We start from the raw sequence: 22,850 nt of genomic DNA on the forward strand, positions 1-22,850 counted from the left end.
ACTGACGACGCGACGAGAGAATCAGGGCTCCGGTCCGCCGGCCGCTCAGAGTGCCGCAGCCTCCGCCGCGCCGAGTCGCGCCGCCAGCTCCATGCTGCGCAGGCGCGCCGGGGAGAAGTCGTAGGGCATGCTCCGGATGATCTCCGCGGCACTCCTGGCGCGGGAGCCCCCTGCAGGATCGGGCGCGGCGGCGTCCTCGGGCGGGTGCAGTTCGTCCCAGGCGTCGAAGAGAGCGTCGTCCTCCTCCGGCTGACCGGACTCCTCGATGACGCGCATCAGCGCGGTCTCGAAGGCGTGCCGCGCGGCCGCCACCTGCGCCACCCGGGGGTCGTCGACCGCGACCGTGTCGTCGAGCGCCTCCTCGGCGGCCTCGACGAGGTCGGACTGGGCTCGCAGCGCCGGATCCGCGGCCAGGGCGAGGAAGCGGCCCGCCTGGACGGCGGCGCCGAGCGGACCGAAGATCCGCTCGGTCACCAGCAGGACGTCCAGGTCGTCCTGCCGCAGCGAGCCCGCGGGAGCGCCCTCGAGGCGGCCGGAGACGAGATCATCGAGCAGTCCCACTCGGCTGCCGAGGGCGCGCATCCGCTGCACCGAGGCGCGCTTGCGCTGCAGCTCGGCCTCCTGAGCGGCGAGGGTGTCCTCGAGCCGGGCGAGGACGTCGGCGATGTCGTCCTCGTCGTCGGCCGGTTCGGCGCCGACGACAGCGTCGCGGATGTCGTCCAGAGCGATACCGGCGTCGGCCATGCGGCGGATCCAGAGCAGCCGGATGATCTCCGCGTGGCCGTAGCGGCGGCGGCCGTCGCTGCCGCGGTCGCGCTCGGGCAGCAGGCCGACCTGGTGGTAGTGGCGGATGGTGCGCGGAGTGATGCCGACGAACGCCGCGGCGTCGCCGATCAGGACCTGGCGGGGCGGGGTCGGGAACGGGTGCATGGCGGACCTCTCGGAGCGGAACGGGACGTGCTTCGAGCAGACCACATGACGCTGCGGCAGGTGCAAGCGCTGGTCGCCCGGACGCCGGCGAGGGGCCCGCTCCTCGGTGGGACGCACCCGGGCGGTGGTCGCGATGGGCGGCCGCGAGCGATGACTCAGCTGTGGGTGGTGTTCGCGCGGATCTCCTCGACGCTCAGCTCCGGTGCGCCGCCGGCCGCCGCGGCCGGGTCCATCCAGACGAAGTCCCAGTGGTGGCCGTCCAGGTCGTCGAAGCTCTTCGAGTACATGAAGCCGTGGTCCTGCACGCCGGCCGGCGTCGCACCTGCTGCCAGGGCCTTCTCGTGGACGGCGTCGACCTCCTCCCTGCTCTCGGCGCTGAGGGCGAGCTGCACCTCGGTCGAGGTGGTGGCGTCGATGATCGACTTGCTGGTGAACTCGGCGAAGAACTCCCGCGTGAGCAGCATCGCGGTGATCGTGTCGCTGATCACCACGCTGACGGCGTTCTCGTCGCTGAACCCCTCGTTGATGGAGTATCCGAGCGATTCGAAGAATGCCCGAGAGCGTGCCGGATCGGCGACGGCCAGGTTGACGAAGATCGTGGTGGGCATGGGGGCGCCCTTTCATCCGGGGTGCCGGCGACCCGCCGCCGCCGGGCGTGACTCGATCTTGATGAGCGGCCGGCGAGGGTGTCAAGCGCGGGGCCGTGAGCGGCCGGGCCGTAAGCGGCCGAGGGTACAGAGACGTCCCTGCTTCAGGCGGCTGTCACCTGCTGCTTGCGTCGTAGCGGAGCCGCACGAGTTCGGATCCGGGGAGCACGACAGCGTCGACGAGCCTGAGGCCGGGGTGGGGTGGTCCGGAGTAGAGAGGGGATCCGGCGCCGGCAAGCCCGGCTCCGACGAGAACGATCAGCTCGTCGACGAGGCCCTCCTCGAGCAGCGGGTTCCAGGTCGTTCCGCTGCCGAACATCAGGAGGTCGCCGTCGCCGGCCGCCTTGAGTGCGCGGATCTCGGCGACGGCGTCCTCGCGCGGGACGATCCGGGTGGTGGCGGCCCAGGGGGCGTCGGGATCGAGGGTGAGGGAGTCGCTGATGACGACGGCGTCGAGGGTCGTGACGAGGCGGGCGGTCTCGCGGTCGCGGTCGTTCGCGGAGTCGTCGGCAACGACGCCGCTCCAGGTGTCCCAGTTGTCCCGGAACCAGCGGCTCCCGTAGACCAGGGTGCCCGCACGTCTCAGCAGTTCGAGGTTGTGGTCGTTGAAGGCGTCCTCGAACGGGAGGGTCGAGAGGTCGTGATCGGGACCCTCGTAGTAACCGTCGAGGGAGGTGAGGACGGAGACGACGAGTCTGCTCATGACCCGACGCTAGCGAGTACGCCCCGCCCGGTTCCAGTGTCCGGATCAGCCTCCGTGCTCGCGCGTGGAGCGCACCTGGATGCGCGGTTCGCCGAGCCTGGTGAAGGCGACCGTCATCCACTCGCCCCAACTGCCGTCCTCCCTGAGGGACTCCCACCGCGCCGTCATCGCGTCGGGAGCGCCGAAGGTCAGGGTCGCTCGAGCGCTCTCGTTCCCGCTGCGGTACGTCCCGTCCTCCTCGAACCGGCCGAGCGCGTGCTCGATGCTCCCGTCCGCATCGAACGAGGTCTGGTCGAAGGTACGCGGCGCTCCGGGGCGAGGAGTGAAGATCTCGAGCGCCTCCCTGCGGGCGCCGAGGATCTCGACGTCGACGCGGTGCACCAGGTGGTGCTCGCCCGGGAACCACTCGTAGACGTCCCAGCCGTGCCAGCGCTCGCCGTCGTGCTCGCCCCCGTCCACGATCCGGCCCTCGGATCGCCACGTGCCGGTGAACCGGTCGAGAAGGTCGTGGAGTTCACTCATGACTTCAGGATGCCCAGCGCTCTCGTCGTGATCAACGTCGGCGTCGCTCGGACAGGTGGCGCTCGATTCGGGATACGTCCTAGCGTCGGTCCATGGGTGTCGACGACGGGGTAGTGGTGAGGAAGGCGGTCGCGAGCGATGCGCCGCGGCTGGGTGGGGTCTTCGATGCGGCGGTGCTCGAGGGGTGGACACATCTCGAGCGCATCGAGGAGATCGTGCCGATCTTCCCTCCGGAGTTCTGGGTCGAGGCGGTGACCGGGACCGGACCGTCGGACGTGCTGCTCGTGGCCGAGCTCGACGGCCGTGTCGTCGGATACAGCGGCACCCACGGTGAGGCGGGCGAGCTGTACGTCCTCTTCGTCGATCCCGCTGTCGGCGGCCGGGGGATCGGGCGGCGGCTGCTCGAGGCAGCGGAGGCGGACCTGCGCGCTCGCGGCCGGGACGAGGTGTTCCTGTGGACCCACGACGCCGACACCCGCGCTCAGCACGTGTACGCCTCCGCCGGGTACACACCGACGGGGGAGCGGCACAGCGGCGAGATCCACGGCCGTCACTACGTCGAGGTGAAGCTGCGCAAGACGCTGGCGGCATCCGGGGCGGAGTCCTGATACCGACCCCTGGATCGCGGACGTCACGAGTGCCTACGATGCGGGCATGAGCATCGCGAAGCCTCCTGTCGTCTCCGCGTCCGAGTGGGAGTCCTCCCTCGCCGCCCTCAGAGAGCAGGAGGAGCGTCTGGCCGCCGTGCTCGAGGAGACCGCAGCGGCGCGCAAGCGGATGCCGATGGTCCTCGTCGAGGACGAGTACCTGTTCGAGGGCCCGGAAGGCGTCGTCCGGCTGATTGATCTGTTCGAGGGGCGCAGCCAGCTGATCCTCTACCGCTTCTTCTTCGAGGAGGGAGTCGCGGGCTGGCCCGACGCGGGGTGCGCGGGCTGCTCGTCCTGGGCAGACGGCGTCGGCGACCTCGGGCTCGTCCACGCGCACGACGTCACCTTCGCCATGGCATCCCCCGCCGAGCAGCCGCAGCTCGTGGCCTACAAGACGCGAATGGGCTGGGACGACCTGCCCTGGTACACGATCAGGACACCCTCCTTCACGAGCGACTTCGGGGCGACGGAGTGGTTCGCGCTCAACGTGTTCCTCCGCGACGGCGACAAGGTCTACCGCACGTACTTCCTCCAGAACGGAACGGTCGTCGGCGGCATCGGCAGCGTCAACAGCCTCCTCTCGCTCACGCCCTACGGGAGTCAGATGGAGGGAGAGGACGTTCCCGAAGGGTGGCCGCAGGCGCCGCACGCGTTCTGGATGCGTCGGCACGACGAGTACACGGAACCCGCCCCCTCCGCTGTCACCGGTTCCTCCGAGAGCTGAACCGGGCGGGCTATTCAGGCGCGGATCGACGGGATCTCGCGGAGACGACTCGGCCGGTCAGGGTTCGAGAGAGGCGAGGCCCTGCCCGGTGCTCGGATCCCAGGGGATGGACTCGTGGTCGTGGACGATCCGCCACCGACCGTCGATCCTCTTCCAGACCAACGTGGCGCGCACCCACATCGAGACCTCGTCGCCCGAGTGCAGGGTTCCGGTGACGTGGTAGAGGAACGCCGTCGAACCGACGCTCCCGTCAACGTCGATCCGGAGGTCGTGCACGTCGTAGCCGGGCCCGTCGGCGTATCCGTCGAACCAGGCCCGAGTCTGCTCCGCCACCTGATCTGATCCGCGAAGTCGCAGGGGAGGCAGGACGTTGAAGGCGAGGACCTCGGGGTCCTGCGCGTCGGCGAGGTACTGCGCATCACGCGACGCGATCGCCCGCACCCGCTCGCCGATGAGAGCCCGGAGTTCCGCTGCCGACGTGTCCTCAGTCATCCGGTCAGGATCGCACCGGACGAGACGCGCGGCAAGGGGTGGTGTTCCTCCGCCGCTATCGATGACGGCTGCCGTCGCGAGCGGGATCATCGGCGCCGAGGCTCCGCGCAGACGCAGGACCTTCCGGTCCGGCTCGACAGAGACCTGACTCATCGTCAGGTGCGATTCGAATGAGGGGGGCGCTGTGCCGGACCGGTCGTGCACGTCGAGATCACCGGACGAATGCCCGATCGCCTGCGCGAGTTCTACTCGGCGCTCTTCGGCTGGTCTGCGGATCCGGTCGCCCCCGCGGCTGTCTCGGACTCGGACGTCTCTTCGTTCACTCCGCCAGGTCCAGCCGCCGGTGCTGTTCCGGTCGGCATCGGCGGAGGAGAGAGCCGTCCGTCCGCTCGGGCGGAGCGGTTGTGATCGCGCAGTTCGCGGATCCCGAGGGCACCGTCATCGGTCTCGCGGGAGCCGCCTGACGCCACTTCCCACGATCATCCCGGCGATGCGCAGGACCTCCTCGAGCTGCGGGACCCTCCGCCACGTCCCCCGGCTGGCGATCCCCGACATCGGCGCAGGTGCCGGTCATGACGCTTCGACCACCGACGGCGACGTCGAGGCGGGCGAGCACTGGGCCGAACAGGCGCGGAGCCGCGGGCGCGTCGCCTACCCGCCGAGCTCGAGCGCGGCCACCACCTCCGCGACCCGCGTGCGCGCGTGCGCGCTCAGGCCGCGCACGGGGCGAGGGAGGCAGTTCGGTGCGGCGAGGCCGAGATGCTCCGCGATCGCGGCGACGACACGGTAGCTGCCACCGTGCTCCGCGAACAGGTCCCAGAGCGGCTGCAGGCGATCGGACTCCGTGGTCGCGGCCGCGCGGTCGCCGGTCTGCGCTGCACGGGTGATCGTCAGCGCGGGGCCGGGGAGGGTGCCGCCGATGGCGGAGTACCAGGCGTCGCAGCCGCCGATGAGTCCCAGGGCCCCGAAGGCGTCCCCGGAGACCCCGATCGTGACGTCTTCGCGCAGGTGCTCGCGGATGGTCCGCACGCGCTCTGTCGCTGCGTCGGGGTCGGCGGGGACGCCGGGGATCTTGATGGAGGCGACGTTCGGGAGGCGGGCGATCGAGGCGTAGAGGTCGTCGGTGAAGGTGACGTGGGTGGTGCCGGGGTTGTCGTAGACCACGAGCGGCACGGAGAGATTCGCGGTCACGTCCTCGAACAGGCCGAACACGTCGTCGTCGGTCAGCGGCTGGTAGGTGACGGGAGCCAGGAGGACGGCGCTCGCGCCCGCGTTCTGCGCGTCCTCCGCGAGGGCGAGCACCTGCGAGGTGCGCAACGCGCCGATCCCCACGATCACCGGGACCGTGCCGGCGTGCTGCACGGCGGACGCGGCCACGCGGCGGCGCTCGTCACGGCCGAGGTACAGGTAGGAGCCGGTCGATCCCAGAGCAGTGATCGAGTCGACCTCGGCGGCGGCCAGACGTTCCACCAGGCCCGCGAATGCGGGCTCGTCCACCGCGTCGTCGCGAAGGGGAGTGAGGGGGAAGACGCTGAGTCCCGTGAGCATGATCGTCCGTTCGGATCGAGGAGGGCCGGCTCCCCAGTGTCATCGCCGTCCACCGCCACGCACGAGGCCAGAAGTCTCGAACGACGCCGGACCACTCCGACGGGTTGCCGCCGCCGCTCGCGAGCCGGCGCTCCGAAGACCAGCCGTACCAGAAGAAGAAACGGTCCCAGCACGATCCGCTGCCAGCAGGAGAGAGCGCGGCATCCCTCGTGCCTGCCGACTCGTCGAGGCGAAGCGATCCGGTCCCCATGGGGCCAGCGTGGTCGGGCGGTGCACGACGTCCACCACCGCCTCCCGCCAGGAGATCGATCAGCGGACGGTCGAAGCGGCGGTCGGGTCGACGTCCGCCAACCGGAACGGACCCTCGTGCAGGGGGCCGCGGCTCCACATGGCGACGGTGGCCCAGCCGAGGTCGGCATGCGCGACGAATCCCTCGGGGAGGCTGCGAGTGAACAGCGCGTAGTCGATGCCGTCGAGGGGGAGGGCGATCGGGGGCGGACGGCGACGGGGAGATCGAGGTGCGGGCCCGCCATCGTCGCTGTGCGGTTCTCCCAGTAGAGGCGAGCCGATGACGCCGCGCTGTTCGTGAACCAGGAGATCGCGATCGTGTCGAGCATGCGGTCGATGTCGACAGCGTCCTCGGCGCGTCCGGCGTTGTCGGTCTTGGACTCGTACTTGTCCCAGATCCAGGTCGCCTGCCCCGCCGGCGAGTCCGTAGCCGATGTGCTCGCTCAGGTCGCCTGGTCGGCTGTCTTCACGATCGCCGACCACGGTCCGTCCCCCGGTGGGCTCGACGCGCACGCCGCGACGACGTCGAGTCTGCTACTGCTCGGCGTCCCGGCCGACCGCGCAGCAGCCTTCCTCCCTGATGCGCCGTGACAGATGCCGCTCCTGGTCCTGACGCGACGCCTCCTGTCACACCCGCCGATCGGTCACCGGGCGCCCTCCGATTCCTTCGCGTCGCCCCGGGCGGGGCTCCTTCGGCTCGGGCGACGCTGATCGGGCGTCCTCCGCCCGTGAGGAACCGACGGACGATCAGAACCGGCGGGAGACCTGGTACAGCTGGAAGTCGTCGGGGCGGTCCACGTGGACGCGCTGGCCGCCGGTCGGGTTGGTGACCTGCAGGTACCGGTCGGGCGAGTCGAGCGGACCGACCGACTCCGAGTAGTACTGAGCGAAGGCGATGGAGGGCACGGTCTCCTCGAACCGGACGATGTAGGTGGCGATGCGTTCGTCGCCGAGATTGTAGAAGTCCAGCCTCCACCGCAGCACCGAGAACTCGAAGGCGCAGCTCCCCGTGCCATTGACGTAGAGAGGGAGACTCCCGTTGATGATGTGGGAATCCTCCCGTGTCGGCACGAAAGTTCGGATGTCCGAGAGTGGGGTGCTCTCGTAGACGCAGTTGTTCTCGGAGTCCCAGATCCGTTGGGCGCGCACCTCCATGGTGGAGGGCGTGTCGATGACGCGGAAGTTCACCTGGATGAGCGAGTCGTTCTGCGCCGGATCGCGCTGCCACGTCGTCGTCGACGCTGCCGGTGCGCCTGCAGCGCCGTAGCTGAACGCGAGGGTCTCGCTGCGGTCACGGAGTTCGCCGGCCGTGGAGCACGAGACGTGCGAGACAGGCGTCGTCGCCGAGTCGTACGGACCGTAGCAGGCGACGGTCTGGCCTCCGAACGGTCCTCTCTTGTACGTCGAGTTGACGAGCCACGTATCGACCTTGACGTCATCGACGTAGAAGTCGAGGGCCCAGTGCAGGCGGCTCGATTCGTCGGAGCAGTCCGTGCTCTCCCAGTACAGGCTGCCGTCGATCACCGAGCTCTGGAACGCGGGCAACCAGGTCCGCTGGTCGTCCAGAGGGTAGGACTCTCGCACGCAGTTGTTGTAGTCGTCCCAGACACGTCGTGTCTCGACTCGACCGTTCGAGGGGACGTCCCGCACGACGAACTTCATGTAGAGGGGGATCCGTCCACCAGGGGGCGGCGTCGGCGTCTCGGTCGGCACTCCGGTCGGACCGGCTGTAGGGGTGGCCGTCGGCTCGGATGTGGGCCACGACGTCGGCGCCGTGGTCGGAGCGGTGGTCGGCGCGGACGTGGGTGCCGGAGTCGGGGTCGGATCGGTGGTCGGCGCGGACGTGGGAGCCTGAGTCGGAGCGGTGCTCGGCGCGACGACGGTCGGCGAAGCGCTCGGAGCAGGCACGATCGTCGGTGTCGCGGAGCTCGTCATCGGCGCGTGCGAGGGAGAGCAGCTCGCCGCGTTGGCGGGGCTGGAGGACCCCGGGCCCGCACCGATCGCGAGCCCCCCGACGAGCACGACGGCCAGCAGGGCTGCTGTCGATCCGGCCCTGCCTCGTCGCCGCCGCGTCGCGACCAGGGCTGCGGCGCCAAGAACGAGGAGGACTGCTCCGACGACGAGGAGCGGCAGAGTTCCGCTACCGGTGGCAGCGAGGCAATCGTCGGGCATCTGTGCTCCAAAGGTTGCGCCGCGGACGGCGGCGACTTCCCCCGGGACGGGCGGATCCGATCAGTGAGGTCGAGAAGACGCACCACACAGCGTGTCGGTCGTCCCGCATCCGCGCGTCCCCCCGTTAATGCCTCCCGGCGCCGACTCGCGGGAGGTCGCTGCCGCGCTCCGCACGCGGAGCGTCCTGGTGAGCCGCCCCTCTCGTGAGCGTGCACGACTGCGGCACCGTGGATCACGGCACCGGCCCGGCCGAGATGCTCGCCCCAGTGGGTGCCTCACCCTGAGGGCTCGCTTCGCCGGCGATCTCTGCGAGGGCCGCCACGTGCCCGTCGAACGCGCGCCGTCCGGTCGGGGTGAGCGTGAGCCAGGTCAGCTGACGGCGGTCGGTCCGTCCTGCCGACGAGGCCTTGCGGGAGGACACGTAGCCGGTGTCGGCGAGTGCCCTGAGGTGCTTGGAGAGGCTCGCGTCCGCGATGCCGAGGGTGTCGCGGAGCACGGTGAAATCGATCTGATCGACGCGGCGCAGGATCCCGCAGATGCGCAGGCGGGCGGGAGCGTGGATCAGCTCGTCGAAGGCGGCCTCAGCCACGGCGTGCGATCTCGCGGACCGCCGCGCGGAACGCGAGCGTCGACAGCCGTGTGACGAGGAGGAACGCGGCGACCGCGGTGATCGCCACGGCCCAGCCGAGTCCCTGCGCGACGAGCCCGAGCGAGACCGAGAACAGGACGAGGCACGAGGCGAGGGCTGCGCCGACGAGCAGGACCGCCTCCAGCCCGATCCGCCGGAACCGGATGCCCGTGGCGCGCCGCAGGAGCACCAGGAGCGCGACCGCCGCGGCGATCACCAGCCACGAGGTGGTGGGCGGCTCGTAGTCGGCGCCCGGCGAGAGCGCGGCTGCCTGCGCCACCCAGAGGAGGGCGAGCGCGCCGAACCCGGCGAGGTGCCGGCGCGGTTCGGAGATGCGGGCGACGAGGGCCTCACGGTCGGACTGGAGGCCGTCGAGGGCGGAGGATGCGTCGAGAGCTCGATCGTTTTCCATGAGGGAAAACTACATGTCGTTTTCCTGTTCGGCAAGTGATTGGTCCAGAGGTTCTCGCGAACGCCCTCGTCGGTCCCCGACGGCTCAGAGCGCGCACCGCAGCGCCAGACCCGGTTGCTTTCCGGGCGGAGGTCGGGAGTCGTCGGAGTCCGGCGGGCGCCCGCCTGCGTGGCTACAGGCCGGAGATGTCGATGGGGAGGCTGTACTACGACGGGACCGTCGAGATCGACTTCGAGGACCGCGTACTCGCTCACCTGCAGATCGTGATCACTGTCAAGCTGCGGCGCGACGAGTCGTTCCTGCTCAGCTGGCGCGATGACCACAGCATGGGCGACGGCCGCAGCGCGATCTGGCTCCACCCCTCCCATGCGCTGCGCTACAAGTATTTCGGCGGACGCATGCCCCGCATCAACCCCACCTGGATCGCCGAGCTGACCGTTCTCGCGAACTCCGCGAGCGGGCTCTCCATCACCCCGGAGCCGGCCGAGTCCGTCCGGCACGCTGACGGGGAGGCCCACCTGTGAAGCGCGTCGACATCGTCTACAACGGCACCGCCTTCACGGTGAGCAACCGCACCGTGGAGGAATTCCAGGCCGAGGTGGACGCGGCGCTCGCGGCGCCCGTGCCGCAGTGGCTCACGGTCAATCACGGCGAGGGTCGCGCGAACGCAGCGCGCATCCTGATCACTCCCTTCACCGCGCTGACCATCATCACCAACGACTTCGACGACCAGAACCGGGACCGCCCCGACGGCGAGTAGACCCGACTGTCCCGCGCATCGTTCGCGGCGATGCTGATCTCCTGCCGGCGGGTGCGAAGCCGATTGATCCGTCTCGTCCGGTCCTCGGTCCCGGTGCCCGGCCCGTGTCAGTCGGAGGGATCCTGCTGAGCTGCCTCGAGGTCCGCGGTGTCCGTGTAGTCCAGGAAGTCGAGGGGAGGGATGTCGGTCATCTCGTCGTTCCAGGACGGCCGCGCAGGCTGCATGCGGCGCGTCTCCTGCTCGATGTGAGCGATCGCCTCCGCGTCGTCCGGCTCCTCGACCTCACTGCTGTCGATCGGCACCGACCACAGCTGACTCGCCGGACCGATCAGCAGATGGGCGTACGCCCGGCCGCCGCCCTCGGTGAGGACCGGGACGGAGATGACGTCCGATTTCCCCACGTCTGCGAGGGCTCTGGAGTAGCGGAGGACCGCCTTGCAGGTGAGATCTCCGACGAGCAGATGTCCGCTTGAGTAGTGCAGCTTTCGCATGCCATCAGGTTTCCTCGCGCGTCAGGAAACCCTCAAGAGGGTTGCGAACCGCGCCCGTCTCGGGCAGACGATCACTCTCCCGCGACTCTCTTCTGGCCGGCTCTCGTCGAGGGCCTCGCCTCGGACGAGTAGCGCGGCGTCGGCGATCACGGCACGCGCATCGTGGATGCAAGGCTCTTCGCTTCCCGATCGCGTGAGGCGAGAATCGACGTCATGAAGCGCTGGCTCCGCGATCACGGTCTCTTCTCGGCCAACCTGCTGCTGTTCGTCGTGTTCTTCGTGGGCATGGTCGTGAACGGCTTCCAGGTCTACAACGACGAGAACGCCGAGCACGGCTCGCCGCCCGCGGCCCTCTCGGAGTACCTGGCGTCGGGAGACTTCGTGGAGGCGACGTTCGAGAACTGGGAGAGCGAGTTCCTCCAGATGGGCTCCTACGTCGTCCTGACCGTGTTCTTGTTCCAGCGGGGTTCGTCCGAGTCGAAGTCACCCGACGGGCCGTCTCCTGAGGACGAGGATCCGCGCACTGTCGCGCCGACTGCGGAGCGTCCCTGGCCTGTTCGACGCGGCGGATGGGTGCTGACCCTGTACGAGAACTCTCTGGCTCTGTTCTTCCTCATGCTGTTCGCGGGCTCGTTCGTGCTGCACGGGCTGGGCGGCGCGTCGGCGTACAACTCCGAGCAGATCGAGCACGGAGGAGCGACCGTGTCGGCGTTGCAGTACTTCGGCACCGCTCAGTTCTGGTTCGAGTCGTTCCAGAACTGGCAGAGCGAGTTCCTCGCTGTGGCCTGCATCGTCGGAGCCTCCGTGTACCTCCGGCAGCGAGGCTCGGCGGAGTCGAAGCCCGTCGCCGAACCGCACCGGGCGACACCCGACTGAGTGCGGCGATGCCGGTCCGCGAGCTGTGAGGGGATCGTCGAGCGACTCTCTACCCGTTCTCCTTCGCGAGTCGCTCGAGGAAGCGCTCGGAGGCGGCGGACATCTCGGACGGGACGTCGAGCGAGTCGAGGTACTCGACCACCGCCGCCATCTCGTGTCCGCGCCGGACGGCGTGCTTGCGACTGCCGGTCTCGTAGCGCTCGATCGTGGCCTCGACGTCACCCGAGAGCTGAGCGGCGATCTGCTCGCGGATCCACGGCTCGCAGCCGGCCGCGCGCCCAGCGGTGACCGCTTCGACGACCACGGCGGCGAGGCTCTTCATCAGGACGCTGCGGAGGAGCTTGCGGGAGGTGGCGACGCCGGCCGGGCCGTCGATCCGCTCGACCTCTGCGCCGAGCGAGGTGAGGTACGCCTCGACGTCGGCCGCCGCGGCTCCGCTGACGATGGTCTCGGTCCGTGCACCCTTGGTCGGGACCGGCCCGAGGATGGCGACATCGGCGAAGCGCCCGCCGGCATCCGAGACGATGCGCTCGACGGCCTCCATCGTGGCGGGGGAGGCCGTGGTGAAGTCGGCGTAGACGGCGCCTTCGCGCAGATGCGGCGCGGTGTCGACCGCGATCCGCTCGCTGAGGGAGGCGGCGGTCAGCACGATCACCAGGTCGGCCGTGGCGACGGCGGTCGCGGCGTCGGGCGTCCGCTCCACCCCGTCGGGCGTGGTGGGTGCTGCGGGGTCGAAGCCCGAGACGGTGTCGCCGTGGGCGGCGGCGGCCGCCGCGTAGAGGGCTCCGGCTTCGCCGAGCCCGATGAATCCGATGCGCATCGCGCGTCCTTCCTTCGCCGGACGCTCGTGCGCTCCGGCTGATCAGCGCAGGAGGGCGTTCGCCGCTCGGCGCAGTTCTGGTACCTGCGCCTCGAGGTGGGCGCGGGGGGTGGTCTCGAGGGGGCCCGAGGCCGAGATCGCGGCGATCACGTCACCGGAGGCGCCCGGCAGGGGCACGCTCACGGCGGCGACGCCGGTCTCGCGTTCGTTGATCGAGATGTGGAAGCCGTCCCGGCGGACCTTCTCGAGCTGCTCCAGGAGCTCCTGGGCCGTGATCCGCTCGCCGGCCGCGGTGTCGGTGTCGCCGAGCTCCTCGAGGATCCGGTCGCGCTCGACGGTCGGCAGGGCGGCGAGGATGTTCTTCCCCGCGCCGACGTGCAGCGGCAGTCGTCGGCCGAGCGGCAGCTGGTAGCGCAGCGGATCCTGCCCGTCGACGCGGACCGTCAGGATCCGGGAGTCGCCGATCCGCACGTAGAGCGAGGCGGTCAGGCCCGTGCTCCCGGCCAGCTGCTGCAGCACCGGCCTGGCCCGGGCGCCCAGCGGATCGGCGGCGAGATAGCTGTGCCCCATCCCGAGCGCGGCCGGCCCGAGGCGGTACAGACCGTTCTCGGAGGCGACGAGGCTCCGGTGCTGCAGCGAGCCGAGGATCCGCAGCACGGTGGCGTTCTGCAGGCCGGAGCCCCGGCTCAACTCCACGAGGCGCAGTGGCGAGTCGCTGCGCTCGAGGAGCTCGAGCAGGTCGAGCGCACGGTCGACGCTGCGCACGGTGGAGGCGGACGCGTCCGCGGAAGTCTGGGCCATGGCCTCTATTGTCCGGGGCGGCGGTCACGGCCCCGCCAGGATGCTCTTCCGGGTGGCGGTCTCGGTGGCGTGCTTGGCCTCCGCCCGCTCCAGCACGGCCTCCGCCTCGCCGCGCGGGACGATCGCGAGGCCGTCGGAATCGCCGAGGACGAGGTCACCGGGCGAGACGACGACCGAGCCGATCGCGACGGGAACGCCGAGGCGGAAGGGCCCGTTCTTGTAGGGACCGGCGGGGCTGACCGCGCGCGCGAACGCGGGGAAGCCCATCTCCTCCAGATCGTCGACGTCGCGGAGGGCCCCGTCGATCACGATCCCGACACAGCCGACCTTCCGCAGCCGCTCCCCGATCAGCTCGCCGACGAGTGCGCGGTCCTGGACGCCGTGGCCGTTGACGACGAGGACGTCGCCTGGGCTGAGCCGGCCGATCGCCTCGTGGATGCCGGCGTTGTCTCCGCCGGCGACCTCCACCGTGAAGGCGGGGCCGGCGAGGCGGGCGCCGCGCCAGACCGGCCGGACGGCGGCGTCGACGACGCCGAGGCGGTCCATGGAGTCGCCGACGTTGGCGACGGGGAGGGCGGCGAAGCGCTCGAGCAGGGTCTTCTCGTTCGGTGTCTTCTCGTTCTGGGTCATATCGGTCTCGTTCCGTGTCGAGCGACCGCCTAGTCGGCGGGCTTCCAGCCGTGGGCATAGGAGAGGAGGAGCGTCCAGATGCCGAGCACGCCCGCGACGCCGAACGTCCACGGGTTGAGCGCGGCGGCGACGGCGGAGATCAGGTCGCCGTTCACGACGATGAGGCCGAGGATCTGCAGCAGGACGAGGATCGTGCCGAGCACGAGCATCGTGACGAGGAGGACCACGAAGACCGCGGTCATCACGGAGATGAGGCGCTGTCGACCCGGGCCGTGGGGGCTGTCGCGGGGGGCGGTTTCTTCGGACATCAGAGGCTCCAGGTCGAGGGCGGGAGGGCGGTGGGGCGGAGGGCCATCAGTGCGGCACCGGCAGCCAGCCCGGCCCGATGAGGGCGGCGATGGCCAGGATCGGGAGGACGTAGAGCATGATCAGCGGGACGAACGTCTTCACCGGATTCACCTGCGCGATGCCGGTCGCGATGTAGATCGCGGACGCGCCGGGCGGGGAGGCGCCCTCGGTGGAGGCGGCGACGAGGACGACGCATGCGGCCAGCACGGGATCGACGCCCGAGGCGACGAGGACGCTGAATCCGATGCCGCCGATGGTCGCGATGGTCGCGGTCGAGCTGAGGGGCCCGGCGACCAGGACGACCATCACGGCGACGATCACCGACATCACGACGGGGGAGGCGTTCAGGCCGTTCAGCACGCTCGAGAGCTGCTCGGCGAGGCCGAGCTCGGTGAGCACCGCGCCACCGGCGAAGGCGAAGACCAGCGTCGCGCCGATGTCGCGGTAGCGGGGCGCCGTCTTCGCGACGAAGCCGTACCACTCCCTGCCCGACGTGGGCAGGCCGCGCCAGCCCAGGGCGGCGGCGAAGAGGCCGAGCAGCACCGGGATCCAGACGATGATGCTGATGGTGTCCATGACGTCGACGCCGAGGACCCCGGTCAGTGCTTCGCCCGTGGGGCCGAGCGTGACGGCGACGGGGATGATGATGCCGAGGAAGACCAGCAGCGAGGTCCAGCCGCGTCGGAACGACTTCGCGAAGGGGAGGATGTCCGCGGCGGCGACGCGGCCGATCTTGTACTTGCGGACGAAGTAGAAGACGACGACCAGGCGCCAGAGGATGCACCAGGCGGCGGCGGCGAACATCGCCAGCAGCAGCTGGTCGATCGAGATGTACGGCGCGACCGTGGCCGTGCCGATCAGGATGAAGAACGAGGCGCTCGGCGGGATCACGGTGCCGTTGCCCGCGTTCCCGGCGATCAGCGTCGCTGCGACGTGCGGGGGCCAGTTCGAGCGCTTCATCCACGGGATCGCGACCGAGCCCATGGTGGCCGCGTTGGCGGAGCCCGAGTGCGCGACCGCCCCGAACAGCGCCGAGCCGACGGTCGCGACGTAGCCTGCTCCGCCGCGCAGGCGGCCGAGCAGCGAGTTCAGCAGGTCGACCTGCCGATCGATGACGCCGGTCGAGGCGAGCAGGAAGCCGATGAACGTGAAGGCCAGCGCGGCGAAGACGATCTCCTGGTCGAAGGCGGCCTGCATGCCGACCAGGACCAGGCGGAGGAAGTCGCCGCCGCCGAAGGCGCAGACGACGAGGAAGCCGACCACCATGGCCTCGCCGATGCCGCGTTTGAGCGCGACGCTCCAGATCACGATGATCGCGATGTACGCGATGAGGGCCCAGACAGCCAACCCCATGGGGTGTTCCTTCCGCTCGTCGTTGAGGGAGTTGAAGTTCACTAGATGAACTGAAAGTTCGTTTTGACGAGTATGGCGGGTCGCCGGAACGAGGTCAAGGAGCGGTGAGGATCGCGGTGCGCGCTGCTCCGCGGTTCGTCGGCCGGAGGTCCAGCAGCGACTCGAGCGCTGCCCTTGCTCATGGCCGCAGGACGGGGGGACCCTCTCGTCGATGGGTCATCCCACCGCTGTGCCGTGAGGGGATGCCGCCCGGGCGCGTCGAGCGTGCGGCCGTGAGGACCCGCCTCCGTCGTCGCTGCCCGCCTGCAGCCAGGGCACGACATCGCTGTCGCGACACCTGCCGCCGCAGCGGAGTCGACCCGCTACTCCTCGAGTGCCCTCAGCGCGCGCAGGTGCACGGCGGCCCACGAGCGGAACGGCTTCCACGTCTCGGCGATCTCGTCGATCGAGCGATCGGCGCCGTAGCGCTTCATGACTTCATCGCTGAGCTTGCCTTCGTTGCGCGGCAGCACATCGGGGAAGTTCGCTCCGCGGATCACGACGAGTTCGGCCGAGAACGGCCCCATCCCGAGGATGCTCTGCACCTGGACGAAGGCCTCGGCCGGCTGGAGCGTGCGCAGGTGGGAGCCGGAGAGCTGTCCGTCGAGAGCGGCCTCGGCGATCGCGTGCNAGGATGCTCTGCACCTGGACGAAGGCCTCGGCCGGCTGGAGCGTGCGCAGGTGGGAGCCGGAGAGCTGTCCGTCGAGAGCGGCCTCGGCGATCGCGTGCAGGTACTCCGCCTTGCGGTCGGGCAGATCGAGTGACGCCGCACGCAGGGCAGCCGGTGACGGGAAGGCTCCGTCGTCGCCGAGTTGCTGCGTGAGTCGTGTCTTGATCGCCGCCGCCTGTCGGATCTGCAGGCGTCGTGACAGGACCGTCCAYACGGCCGCCTCGTAGGGGGAGAAGAAGCCGCACGGCCGGAATCCGGGGAGTCGGGCCTGTGCGTCCGCGATGACGCCGTCGCGGGCCGCGACGTCGGGCCAGCCGCGCCCGTCGATGTCGATCGACAGCAGCCGCCGGACCTGTTCAGTCGCAGCGTCCAAGTCGCCGGGTCCCTCGACCACGATGCGGACCGACGGTCCGTCCTGGGTGATGAGGGCGTCCACGCGCTGCCAGTCGGTGTCGCAGAGGATNCTGCACCTGATGCCGATCTTCGACGCTCCTCGATGTCGATCGACAGCAGCCGCCGGACCTGTTCAGTCGCAGCGTCCAAGTCGCCGGGTCCCTCGACCACGATGCGGACCGACGGTCCGTCCTGGGTGATGAGGGCGTCCACGCGCTGCCAGTCGGTGTCGCAGAGGATGGCGGCGTGGATGCCTGTGCCCTGCGGCGGGGAGACGAGCCTGTTAGGCGTGAAGCCCTCCCAGAACCGTTTGGTGGTGGCGAGCGACCAGGGCCCGACGATCTCGTGAACGGTCTCGAGTCGAGTCAAGCGTCAGGCCTCCCTATGCTCGGCGGGGCGCGCATCGCCGAGCGCCGCCGTCACGTCCTCGAGGGAGGTCACCGCTGTCAGGGCTGTTCCTGTGGGGGCTGGTCCGCTCGGCGGCCGGAAGCGCGCGTCTCGCGACGGAGCTGCCAGCCGCCGGCCGCGATCAAGGCGAGGGCGAGGGCGAGGGTGCCGACGCGCGCCGGCCAGGGCAGGTCCGGGAACATGATCATCGGCAGGGCGGCGACGAACGTCGCTCCGACGAAGTACCAGACCGCGACCGGCGCGGGGGGATTCTCGTGAGAGGCCATGGATCCACGGTAGGTGCAGCTCACGGCGTGCGCCTCCCCCTCGCGACCGAACCGGGCAGGGTGGCGTCAGCGGGAGGTGCGCCGAGCGGCACGCCGGTTCTCGAACCCGAGGATCACGGCGGCGAGGAGCGCGGCGAGGACGGGAGCGAGTTCCTCCAGACCGGCTCCTCCGTCGTCCTGACCGTCTTCTTGTACCAGCGGGGTTCGTCCGAGTCGAAGTCAGAAGTCTCTCGGTGACTCGGACGCCCTCTCCCCGAGTCAGCTGCCTCGGAGTGGCCGGGCCAGGGGCTCGATGCCGGGGAGGGTTCGCCGGGCGGTCGCTGTGACGCGGGGTCAGATGTAGTCCAAGCCGTACAGGTCGTCGAAATCGGGTTCTGCGGAGCTCTCCCGGAGCATGGTGGGGAGGGGTGCTTCGTCGTGCTGCTCGAGGACGATGGAACGCCGGGGTGGCGTTCATCGCGTCGAGGACCGCCTGTTTGGTCTGGTCGATCGTCGCGTCCGCGGCGAGGAGGTAGGTCTTCTCCTGGATCGTGATCTGCAGCATGTTCTCGCCCTCCGGTCTCGAGGTGTGATCGACTCCGGCAACGGTACGGACCGCTCGATGAGGGTGCGACCGTGTTGACCTCGGGGCATCGGCCGGGTACAAGATGTGGAAAACTACATCTGTGGGGCAGCTCATCTATGGACCGGGGACCGTCTAAGAGATCGACGATCGCACGCTCGCGCATGTGAAGGTGGCGCTCACCGCCAAACTGCGTCGGCAGGAGAGCTTCCTGCTGTCGTGGCCGGTCCCGGTGGACCAGGGGTCGGGTCGCACGTCTCTGTGGATCGCGCCGGTGGTCCCGTTGCAGTTCCGGTTCTCCGGCAGCAGACAGCCCGCGATCAACCGTGCGTGGGTGCTCGCGATGCTCGAGAGCTCGCACAGCGACCGGGGCATGGTCCTGGTGAGCGAAGCCGAAGCCGAGAAGGCCGTTCCCGGGTCCTGAACTCCGCGTGCAGGCGTGAGGGATCCGCGATCCGCCGCCCTGCCGCCCGCCCCGCGCGTCGGCCGGCCCGCCCTCGACGCGAGCGCGCACGTGTGCGGAAGACTGGTCGGATGACAGCGCACGCGGGAACCGACGGCCCTCGGACCACGGAAGTGAGGGTCGCCGCACCCACCCTGCCCCCCTCGCTCGCCGACGCGCTCGTGCAACGCCTCGCCGCCGCCCCGCCGATCGCGCCGTCGACGACGTTCGCGCTCTTCGACCGGACCGGGGTCCTCCTCCAGCACGGCATCGGCGAGCACAGCCTCGACGGGCGGGTGCCGACGTTCGGAACGGTCTACCGCATCGCGTCGATGTCGAAGAGCGTCGAAGCGGCGGCGGTGCTGGTGCTGCGCGACCGCGGGCTGCTCGACCTCGACGACCTCGTGTCGGCGCATGTGCCCGAGTTCGCCGGCCCGGTCGTCGACGGCTCCGCCCTTCCTGTCACGCTCCGGATGCTCCTGACCAACTGCTCCGGGCTGCCGGAGGACAACGGCTGGGCCGACCACGTCATGGGAATGAGCCGTGAGGAGTTCCTCGCCGTCATCGCGCGGGGCCTGGCCTTCACCGAGCGGCCGGGAGCCGTCTACCAGTACTCGAACATCGGCTGGTGGCTTCTCGGGGTCGTCGTCGAGAACCTCACGGGCGAGACCTTCGCCGAGTTCGCGACCCGCGCGCTGCTCGATCCGCTCGGGCTCGAGCACACGCGCTATGCGGTCACCGACTACGGCGACGACGCCGAGATCGCGCGCGGGTTCAGCAGCTACGACGAGGGCGCGACCTGGGCCGAGCGCCCCGTCGTCGGTTCGGGAGCGGGGGCGTGCGCGGCGAGCCTGTTCAGCACGGTCGGCGACATCGCCCGCTGGAGCGCCTGGCTCTCGAGCGCGTTCGATGCCGCCTCCGGCGACGCGGTGCTCAGCCGGGCGTCGCGGCGCGAGATGCAGCGCGGGGCGACGGTCATGCCGTCGATCCTCGATCGGGCCGCCGAGCCCGTGACCGAGGGGACCGCCTACGGGATGGGCCTCGTCGTCGAGCAGGACGTGCGGTTCGGTGCGATCGCGCAGCACTCCGGCGGGCTGCCGGGCTGGTCGTCGAACATGCGCTGGCACGTCGCGTCGGGGCTCGGAGTCGTCGTGTTCGCGAACGCCGACGGCGCGAAGCTCGCTCCCACGGCGGCCGCTCTGCTGCGCACGGCGCTGGAGGAGCTGCAGCCTCCCGCCCGCGAGATCACGCTGCTCCCGTCGACCGTCGAGGCCGCCCGGGCGATCGAGGCGGCGATCGTCTCCGGCGATCTCATGGAGGCGTCGGCTCTGTTCAGCCCGAACCTGCTCAGCGACGTCCCGGCCGAGGTCCGCGCCCGCCGACTCGAGGACGCGATCACCGGGGTGGGCGGTCTCGCGGAGGAGCCCGCCCCCCTCGCCGACCGCCTGCTCTGGTGCCTGTCGGCGGCGCACGTCGCCTTCACGGTGCCCGGTCGCGCCGGCGAGCTCGAGTGCCGGATCGAGACGACTCCGACCGTCCCGGCCCTCGTGCAGCGGTTGATCGTCGTGAAGCGCGAGCCGACGACGCCGCTGTCGGCCGTGACGAGGAACTACCGGCCGCGCCTGCCGGCTCCGCCACTCTGACGGAGGTGGTCGAGGAGGGCGAGCAGCTCCTCCATCGACTCGACCACCAGCGGAGTCGACTCGTCCCCGCTCGTCCTGCAGACGAGGGTCGGGGGAGTGGTCGCCACGACGTCGCCCTTGGCCTCGCCGTCGACCCAGACCGTCAACAGGCGGCCCGCGTCGTTCGGACCGGGGCTTCCGACGAGGAGCTCGCTCGCGCCGATGAAGCCGGTTCCCGGGTCCTTCCTCGCAGTGCTGATCCACGACGGGATGCGGTAGCGGTGGGCCGTATCGACCGGATCGGTCCCCCCTCTACCGGTGTCCTCCGCCGTTGCAGTCCACCTCACCGTGCGTCCTTCCCTCAATGCCTCCTGACCAGTGGACGACGTCCCCGCCCGGCCGTCACGAGGGTTGACTTTCGCGCCCGGGACGGCGAGGCCGGGCGTTCGGCGGAGCGCGTCGGGCGCTGCGTGTGCCAGCCGCGCGAGAAACCGGGAGCGTCGGCTCCCTCCGAGCAGACGGCCCTGATATGTTGCGAGTAACTTCAAATTTCCCCTCGCGGGCCTCGAGCGCGCGGGGAGCCGAGAGTGAGGAACCGCGATGACGCGACCGATCACCCTGTTCACGGGCCAGTGGGCCGACCTCCCGTTCGAGGAGGTGGCGCGGCTCGCGGGCGAGTGGGGCTACGACGGCCTCGAGATCGCCTGCTGGGGCGACCACATCGACGTCGCCCGCTGGGACGACGCGGAGTACGTGCAGAGCCGGAAGGACATCCTCGCCGCCAACGGCCTGAAGGTGTGGGCGATCTCGAACCACCTCACCGGCCAGGCCGTCTGCGATGACCCGATCGACTCGCGGCACCGTGACATCCTCAGCGACCGTGTCTGGGGCGACGGTGACCCCGAGGGCGTTCGGCAGCGTGCCGCGCAGGACCTGAAGGACACGGCGCGCTTCGCCGCGGCGCTCGGCGTGAAGCAGGTCAATGGCTTCTCGGGATCCTCGATCTGGCGGGGCGTGGCGATGTTCCCGCCCGCCTCCGACGAGTGGGTCGCCGCCGGGTATCAGGACTTCGCGGACCGCTTCCACCCGATCCTGGACGTGTTCGAGGAGGTGGGTGTGCGGTTCGCTCTCGAGGTGCACCCGAGCGAGATCGCGTACGACTACTGGACCGCGAAGCGCACTCTCGAGGCGATCGGGCATCGGGCGTCGTTCGGCTTCAACTTCGACCCGTCGCACTTCGTCTGGCAGCAGCTCGACAGCGTCGCGTTCGTCCTCGATTTCGCGGAGCACATCTTCCACGTTCACGTGAAGGAGTCGGTGACCAATCTCGATGGCCGCAACGGTGTGCTCGGCTCGCATCTGCCCTGGGCGAACCCGCGTCGCGGCTGGACGTTCGTCTCGACCGGGCACGGCAGCGTGCCGTGGGAGCCGGTGTTCCGCGCGCTGAACGCGATCGGCTACACCGGGCCGACGAGCGTGGAGTGGGAGGACGCGGGCATGGACCGCCTCGCCGGGGCGCCCGAGGCACTCGCCTTCGTGCGGAAGCTCAACGCGATCACGCCGCCGGCGGACGCGTTCGACGCGGCGTTCTCGACCTCGCGCTGACAGGACGTCGAGGGCTGAGAGCTCGGCTATCGCGTCAGCGCGGCTCCGAGTTCTCAGCCCCCGCGGCCCTGCCTGCGTATCGGTCTAAGTCCAGAGATCGTCTTCGGCCCAACCGGTGGGAAAACCCATCTCGGCGGCAGATCGACCGGTCTCTCCTTCGAGTCTCCTCGTCACGAGTCTCACGAGTTTCTCTCGCCACGAAGAGCCCGGCAAAGTCGCCTCCATGGTCTTCGCCAGAAGCGCCAATGATCCGTAAGTGCTCTCACTCTGCCCGACGGGTAGTGAGGAGAGCCTCGGGACCGCGCGCATCAAGGCTGTGCCCGCTGGGATGACGGTTCGATTCCACAGCCGACCGTGGTGAGCGCAGATGTTGCGCACGAGCGATAGCTGTTCCAGCCAGTTGACGATGGGATGGCGTCTCTTCGCCTTCGTGAGCTGGTTTCCACTGAGAAGCGTGAGGTCTGGGATCAGGCCCAGTTCGGAAGCAATCGACCACTGATCCGTCGCGGTCATCCCTTCGACCAGGAGGGAGACGTCAGCGAAGTCGAGTACCTCCACCAGTACCCAGAGGGGAATCGTCCCTCCGAGCTTGTCCTGGTGGTGTCTGATGGAGTCCGAGCGTCGCGCTGCTCGGGCTACGCGATCCTGTGACTTCGCGAGCCAGCCCGCATGGTCGAAGTCGGATCGGAAGAGCGCTGAATTCCGATGGCCGAGCGGATCGTGACGAGCTATGACATCGGTCACGGCGCGGCGAAGAGCGATCTCGAATCGTTCGACGCCGTCGTGAACGAGGGTGCGCAGCTGCCGGTCGAATTCGTAGAGCGCGGCGACCTCGGAGAATCGCGTACCCGCGTGGAAATCGTCCCCTCGTCGGAGCTGCCCGCCTACGGTCTCCAGCTTCCGGTAGACGAACCAGTAGCCGCTGAGCCTGTAGTAATTGACCGAACGGAGCCACTGCTCTGCATCGATGTCGAGGATCATGCCGCGACTTGTGAGGATGGCAGCCTGTTGCGGGATCGTCGTGAAGTTCTTCGGGTTTCCGGCCACGGT

Annotated in this window: 28 protein-coding genes; 10 read left to right on the forward strand and 18 right to left on the reverse strand. The window is 69.8% G+C overall.

The window, feature by feature from the left end:
• Positions 1–45 precede the first annotated feature (45 nt).
• The 4 genes from ASG06_RS07790 to ASG06_RS07805 form a co-directional block, all read right to left on the reverse strand.
• On the reverse strand, positions 46–930 hold the full coding sequence (locus ASG06_RS07790; RefSeq protein ID WP_056040768.1) for a MerR family transcriptional regulator: 885 nt from the start codon (positions 928–930) through the stop codon (positions 46–48).
• Positions 931–1,085: 155 nt separating this feature from the next.
• Positions 1,086–1,538 (reverse strand): VOC family protein, encoded by a 453-nt coding sequence (locus tag ASG06_RS07795; RefSeq protein ID WP_056040769.1) that lies wholly within the window; start codon positions 1,536–1,538, stop codon positions 1,086–1,088.
• Between the two features lie 154 nt (positions 1,539–1,692).
• The gene (locus ASG06_RS07800) at positions 1,693–2,280 is read right to left on the reverse strand and encodes a dihydrofolate reductase family protein (RefSeq protein WP_056040771.1); all 588 of its coding nucleotides are present in this window, start codon (positions 2,278–2,280) and stop codon (positions 1,693–1,695) included.
• Between the two features lie 45 nt (positions 2,281–2,325).
• Positions 2,326–2,802: a hypothetical protein gene (locus tag ASG06_RS07805; protein WP_056040773.1), complete on the reverse strand. Its 477-nt coding sequence runs from the start codon at positions 2,800–2,802 to the stop codon at positions 2,326–2,328.
• A 92-nt stretch (positions 2,803–2,894) separates the two neighbouring features.
• On the opposite strand from ASG06_RS07805, the gene ASG06_RS07810 reads away from it, so the two are divergent.
• Both ASG06_RS07810 and ASG06_RS07815 read left to right on the forward strand, forming a co-directional pair.
• Entirely contained in the window at positions 2,895–3,410 is a 516-nt protein-coding gene (locus ASG06_RS07810; RefSeq protein ID WP_082499059.1) for a GNAT family N-acetyltransferase, read from the forward strand.
• A gap of 46 nt (positions 3,411–3,456) precedes the next feature.
• Positions 3,457–4,173 (forward strand): DUF899 family protein, encoded by a 717-nt coding sequence (locus tag ASG06_RS07815; protein WP_056040777.1) that lies wholly within the window; start codon positions 3,457–3,459, stop codon positions 4,171–4,173.
• Positions 4,174–4,230: 57 nt separating this feature from the next.
• Here the strand turns inward: ASG06_RS07815 and ASG06_RS07820 are convergent, their stop codons facing one another.
• Together ASG06_RS07820 and ASG06_RS07825 are read right to left on the reverse strand one after the other, a co-directional pair.
• Positions 4,231–4,665: a YybH family protein gene (locus ASG06_RS07820; protein WP_162239016.1), complete on the reverse strand. Its 435-nt coding sequence runs from the start codon at positions 4,663–4,665 to the stop codon at positions 4,231–4,233.
• A gap of 651 nt (positions 4,666–5,316) precedes the next feature.
• Complete coding sequence (locus ASG06_RS07825) at positions 5,317–6,213, reverse strand: dihydrodipicolinate synthase family protein (protein WP_056040781.1); 897 nt, start codon at positions 6,211–6,213, stop codon at positions 5,317–5,319.
• Between the two features lie 675 nt (positions 6,214–6,888).
• On the opposite strand from ASG06_RS07825, the gene ASG06_RS19935 reads away from it, so the two are divergent.
• On the forward strand, positions 6,889–7,092 hold the full coding sequence (locus ASG06_RS19935) for a hypothetical protein (protein WP_156465926.1): 204 nt from the start codon (positions 6,889–6,891) through the stop codon (positions 7,090–7,092).
• A 156-nt stretch (positions 7,093–7,248) separates the two neighbouring features.
• On the opposite strand, the gene ASG06_RS20220 is transcribed toward ASG06_RS19935, so the two are convergent.
• The 3 genes from ASG06_RS20220 to ASG06_RS07845 form a co-directional block, all read right to left on the reverse strand.
• Complete coding sequence (locus tag ASG06_RS20220; protein ID WP_056040785.1) at positions 7,249–8,163, reverse strand: hypothetical protein; 915 nt, start codon at positions 8,161–8,163, stop codon at positions 7,249–7,251.
• Positions 8,164–8,905: 742 nt separating this feature from the next.
• Positions 8,906–9,262: a transcriptional regulator gene (locus ASG06_RS07840; RefSeq protein ID WP_056040787.1), complete on the reverse strand. Its 357-nt coding sequence runs from the start codon at positions 9,260–9,262 to the stop codon at positions 8,906–8,908.
• Complete coding sequence (locus ASG06_RS07845) at positions 9,255–9,713, reverse strand: hypothetical protein (protein WP_056040789.1); 459 nt, start codon at positions 9,711–9,713, stop codon at positions 9,255–9,257. Before ASG06_RS07845 ends, ASG06_RS07840 begins: the two co-directional genes overlap by 8 nt.
• A 191-nt stretch (positions 9,714–9,904) precedes the next feature.
• Between ASG06_RS07845 and ASG06_RS07850 the strand changes: the two genes are divergently transcribed.
• The gene (locus ASG06_RS07850) at positions 9,905–10,237 is read left to right on the forward strand and encodes a DUF7882 family protein (protein ID WP_056040791.1); all 333 of its coding nucleotides are present in this window, start codon (positions 9,905–9,907) and stop codon (positions 10,235–10,237) included.
• Positions 10,234–10,473 (forward strand): hypothetical protein, encoded by a 240-nt coding sequence (locus ASG06_RS07855; RefSeq protein ID WP_056040793.1) that lies wholly within the window; start codon positions 10,234–10,236, stop codon positions 10,471–10,473. Before ASG06_RS07850 ends, ASG06_RS07855 begins: the two co-directional genes overlap by 4 nt.
• A gap of 107 nt (positions 10,474–10,580) precedes the next feature.
• Here ASG06_RS07855 and ASG06_RS07860 read toward each other — a convergent pair whose 3' ends face one another.
• Positions 10,581–10,964 carry a hypothetical protein gene (locus tag ASG06_RS07860; RefSeq protein WP_056040795.1) on the reverse strand — a complete coding sequence of 128 codons (384 nt, stop codon included), beginning with the start codon at positions 10,962–10,964 and terminating at the stop codon, positions 10,581–10,583.
• Positions 10,965–11,177: 213 nt separating this feature from the next.
• Between ASG06_RS07860 and ASG06_RS07865 the strand changes: the two genes are divergently transcribed.
• Positions 11,178–11,840 carry a DUF6766 family protein gene (locus tag ASG06_RS07865; RefSeq protein WP_056040797.1) on the forward strand — a complete coding sequence of 221 codons (663 nt, stop codon included), beginning with the start codon at positions 11,178–11,180 and terminating at the stop codon, positions 11,838–11,840.
• 49 nt (positions 11,841–11,889) lie between these two features.
• Here the strand turns inward: ASG06_RS07865 and ASG06_RS07870 are convergent, their stop codons facing one another.
• The 6 genes from ASG06_RS07870 to ASG06_RS07905 all read right to left on the reverse strand — a co-directional run bounded on the left by ASG06_RS07870 (position 11,890) and on the right by ASG06_RS07905 (position 17,569).
• Entirely contained in the window at positions 11,890–12,660 is a 771-nt protein-coding gene (locus ASG06_RS07870; protein WP_056040799.1) for an NAD(P)-dependent oxidoreductase, read from the reverse strand.
• A gap of 42 nt (positions 12,661–12,702) precedes the next feature.
• Positions 12,703–13,461 (reverse strand): IclR family transcriptional regulator, encoded by a 759-nt coding sequence (locus ASG06_RS07875; RefSeq protein WP_056040801.1) that lies wholly within the window; start codon positions 13,459–13,461, stop codon positions 12,703–12,705.
• A gap of 24 nt (positions 13,462–13,485) precedes the next feature.
• Positions 13,486–14,091 carry a methyltransferase gene (locus tag ASG06_RS07880; RefSeq protein ID WP_056040803.1) on the reverse strand — a complete coding sequence of 202 codons (606 nt, stop codon included), beginning with the start codon at positions 14,089–14,091 and terminating at the stop codon, positions 13,486–13,488.
• A 29-nt stretch (positions 14,092–14,120) separates the two neighbouring features.
• A complete protein-coding gene (locus ASG06_RS07885; protein WP_156465928.1) occupies positions 14,121–14,399 on the reverse strand; it encodes a hypothetical protein in 279 nt (92 codons plus the stop codon).
• 46 nt (positions 14,400–14,445) lie between these two features.
• Positions 14,446–15,792 carry a TRAP transporter large permease subunit gene (locus ASG06_RS07890; protein WP_056042432.1) on the reverse strand — a complete coding sequence of 449 codons (1,347 nt, stop codon included), beginning with the start codon at positions 15,790–15,792 and terminating at the stop codon, positions 14,446–14,448.
• A 1,549-nt stretch (positions 15,793–17,341) separates the two neighbouring features.
• A complete protein-coding gene (locus tag ASG06_RS07905; RefSeq protein ID WP_056040812.1) occupies positions 17,342–17,569 on the reverse strand; it encodes a hypothetical protein in 228 nt (75 codons plus the stop codon).
• A gap of 60 nt (positions 17,570–17,629) precedes the next feature.
• On the opposite strand from ASG06_RS07905, the gene ASG06_RS20690 reads away from it, so the two are divergent.
• The 3 genes from ASG06_RS20690 (at position 17,630) to ASG06_RS07920 (ending at position 20,216) form a co-directional block, all read left to right on the forward strand.
• Entirely contained in the window at positions 17,630–17,806 is a 177-nt protein-coding gene (locus ASG06_RS20690) for a DUF6766 family protein (RefSeq protein WP_442965606.1), read from the forward strand.
• A 467-nt stretch (positions 17,807–18,273) separates the two neighbouring features.
• Positions 18,274–18,555: a DUF7882 family protein gene (locus ASG06_RS07915; protein ID WP_231727701.1), complete on the forward strand. Its 282-nt coding sequence runs from the start codon at positions 18,274–18,276 to the stop codon at positions 18,553–18,555.
• A 110-nt stretch (positions 18,556–18,665) separates the two neighbouring features.
• Positions 18,666–20,216, forward strand: coding sequence for a serine hydrolase domain-containing protein (locus tag ASG06_RS07920; RefSeq protein WP_082499061.1), 1,551 nt, complete (start codon positions 18,666–18,668; stop codon positions 20,214–20,216).
• Here ASG06_RS07920 and ASG06_RS07925 read toward each other — a convergent pair.
• Positions 20,183–20,542 carry a hypothetical protein gene (locus ASG06_RS07925; RefSeq protein ID WP_056040818.1) on the reverse strand — a complete coding sequence of 120 codons (360 nt, stop codon included), beginning with the start codon at positions 20,540–20,542 and terminating at the stop codon, positions 20,183–20,185. The two genes, ASG06_RS07920 and ASG06_RS07925, sit on opposite strands and share 34 nt — an antisense overlap.
• Before the next feature lie 253 nt (positions 20,543–20,795).
• Between ASG06_RS07925 and ASG06_RS07930 the strand changes: the two genes are divergently transcribed.
• Entirely contained in the window at positions 20,796–21,800 is a 1,005-nt protein-coding gene (locus ASG06_RS07930; RefSeq protein ID WP_056040820.1) for a sugar phosphate isomerase/epimerase family protein, read from the forward strand.
• 84 nt (positions 21,801–21,884) lie between these two features.
• Here the strand turns inward: ASG06_RS07930 and ASG06_RS07935 are convergent, their stop codons facing one another.
• Entirely contained in the window at positions 21,885–22,847 is a 963-nt protein-coding gene (locus tag ASG06_RS07935; RefSeq protein WP_156465929.1) for an Abi family protein, read from the reverse strand.
• Between the last annotated feature and the right edge of the window lie 3 nt (positions 22,848–22,850).

Source organism: Rathayibacter sp. Leaf185 (assembly GCF_001423885.1).
Classification (GTDB): Bacteria; Actinomycetota; Actinomycetes; order Actinomycetales; family Microbacteriaceae; genus Rathayibacter.

Coding starts and splice junctions, on each gene's coding strand:
- ASG06_RS07850 (WP_056040791.1), top strand. CDS start 9,905: ATGGGGAGGCTGTACTACGACGGGACCGTCGAGATCGACTTCGAGGAC.
- ASG06_RS07920 (WP_082499061.1), top strand. CDS start 18,666: ATGACAGCGCACGCGGGAACCGACGGCCCTCGGACCACGGAAGTGAGG.
- ASG06_RS07810 (WP_082499059.1), top strand. CDS start 2,895: ATGGGTGTCGACGACGGGGTAGTGGTGAGGAAGGCGGTCGCGAGCGAT.
- ASG06_RS07800 (WP_056040771.1), bottom strand. CDS start 2,280: ATGAGCAGACTCGTCGTCTCCGTCCTCACCTCCCTCGACGGTTACTAC.
- ASG06_RS07825 (WP_056040781.1), bottom strand. CDS start 6,213: ATGCTCACGGGACTCAGCGTCTTCCCCCTCACTCCCCTTCGCGACGAC.
- ASG06_RS07885 (WP_156465928.1), bottom strand. CDS start 14,399: ATGTCCGAAGAAACCGCCCCCCGCGACAGCCCCCACGGCCCGGGTCGA.
- ASG06_RS07795 (WP_056040769.1), bottom strand. CDS start 1,538: ATGCCCACCACGATCTTCGTCAACCTGGCCGTCGCCGATCCGGCACGC.
- ASG06_RS07805 (WP_056040773.1), bottom strand. CDS start 2,802: ATGAGTGAACTCCACGACCTTCTCGACCGGTTCACCGGCACGTGGCGA.
- ASG06_RS07905 (WP_056040812.1), bottom strand. CDS start 17,569: ATGGCCTCTCACGAGAATCCCCCCGCGCCGGTCGCGGTCTGGTACTTC.
- ASG06_RS07845 (WP_056040789.1), bottom strand. CDS start 9,713: ATGGAAAACGATCGAGCTCTCGACGCATCCTCCGCCCTCGACGGCCTC.
- ASG06_RS20220 (WP_056040785.1), bottom strand. CDS start 8,163: ATGAAGTTCGTCGTGCGGGACGTCCCCTCGAACGGTCGAGTCGAGACA.
- ASG06_RS07790 (WP_056040768.1), bottom strand. CDS start 930: ATGCACCCGTTCCCGACCCCGCCCCGCCAGGTCCTGATCGGCGACGCC.
- ASG06_RS07930 (WP_056040820.1), top strand. CDS start 20,796: ATGACGCGACCGATCACCCTGTTCACGGGCCAGTGGGCCGACCTCCCG.
- ASG06_RS07860 (WP_056040795.1), bottom strand. CDS start 10,964: ATGCGAAAGCTGCACTACTCAAGCGGACATCTGCTCGTCGGAGATCTC.
- ASG06_RS07890 (WP_056042432.1), bottom strand. CDS start 15,792: ATGGGGTTGGCTGTCTGGGCCCTCATCGCGTACATCGCGATCATCGTG.
- ASG06_RS07865 (WP_056040797.1), top strand. CDS start 11,178: ATGAAGCGCTGGCTCCGCGATCACGGTCTCTTCTCGGCCAACCTGCTG.
- ASG06_RS07875 (WP_056040801.1), bottom strand. CDS start 13,461: ATGGCCCAGACTTCCGCGGACGCGTCCGCCTCCACCGTGCGCAGCGTC.
- ASG06_RS07870 (WP_056040799.1), bottom strand. CDS start 12,660: ATGCGCATCGGATTCATCGGGCTCGGCGAAGCCGGAGCCCTCTACGCG.
- ASG06_RS07880 (WP_056040803.1), bottom strand. CDS start 14,091: ATGACCCAGAACGAGAAGACACCGAACGAGAAGACCCTGCTCGAGCGC.
- ASG06_RS07815 (WP_056040777.1), top strand. CDS start 3,457: ATGAGCATCGCGAAGCCTCCTGTCGTCTCCGCGTCCGAGTGGGAGTCC.
- ASG06_RS07820 (WP_162239016.1), bottom strand. CDS start 4,665: ATGACTGAGGACACGTCGGCAGCGGAACTCCGGGCTCTCATCGGCGAG.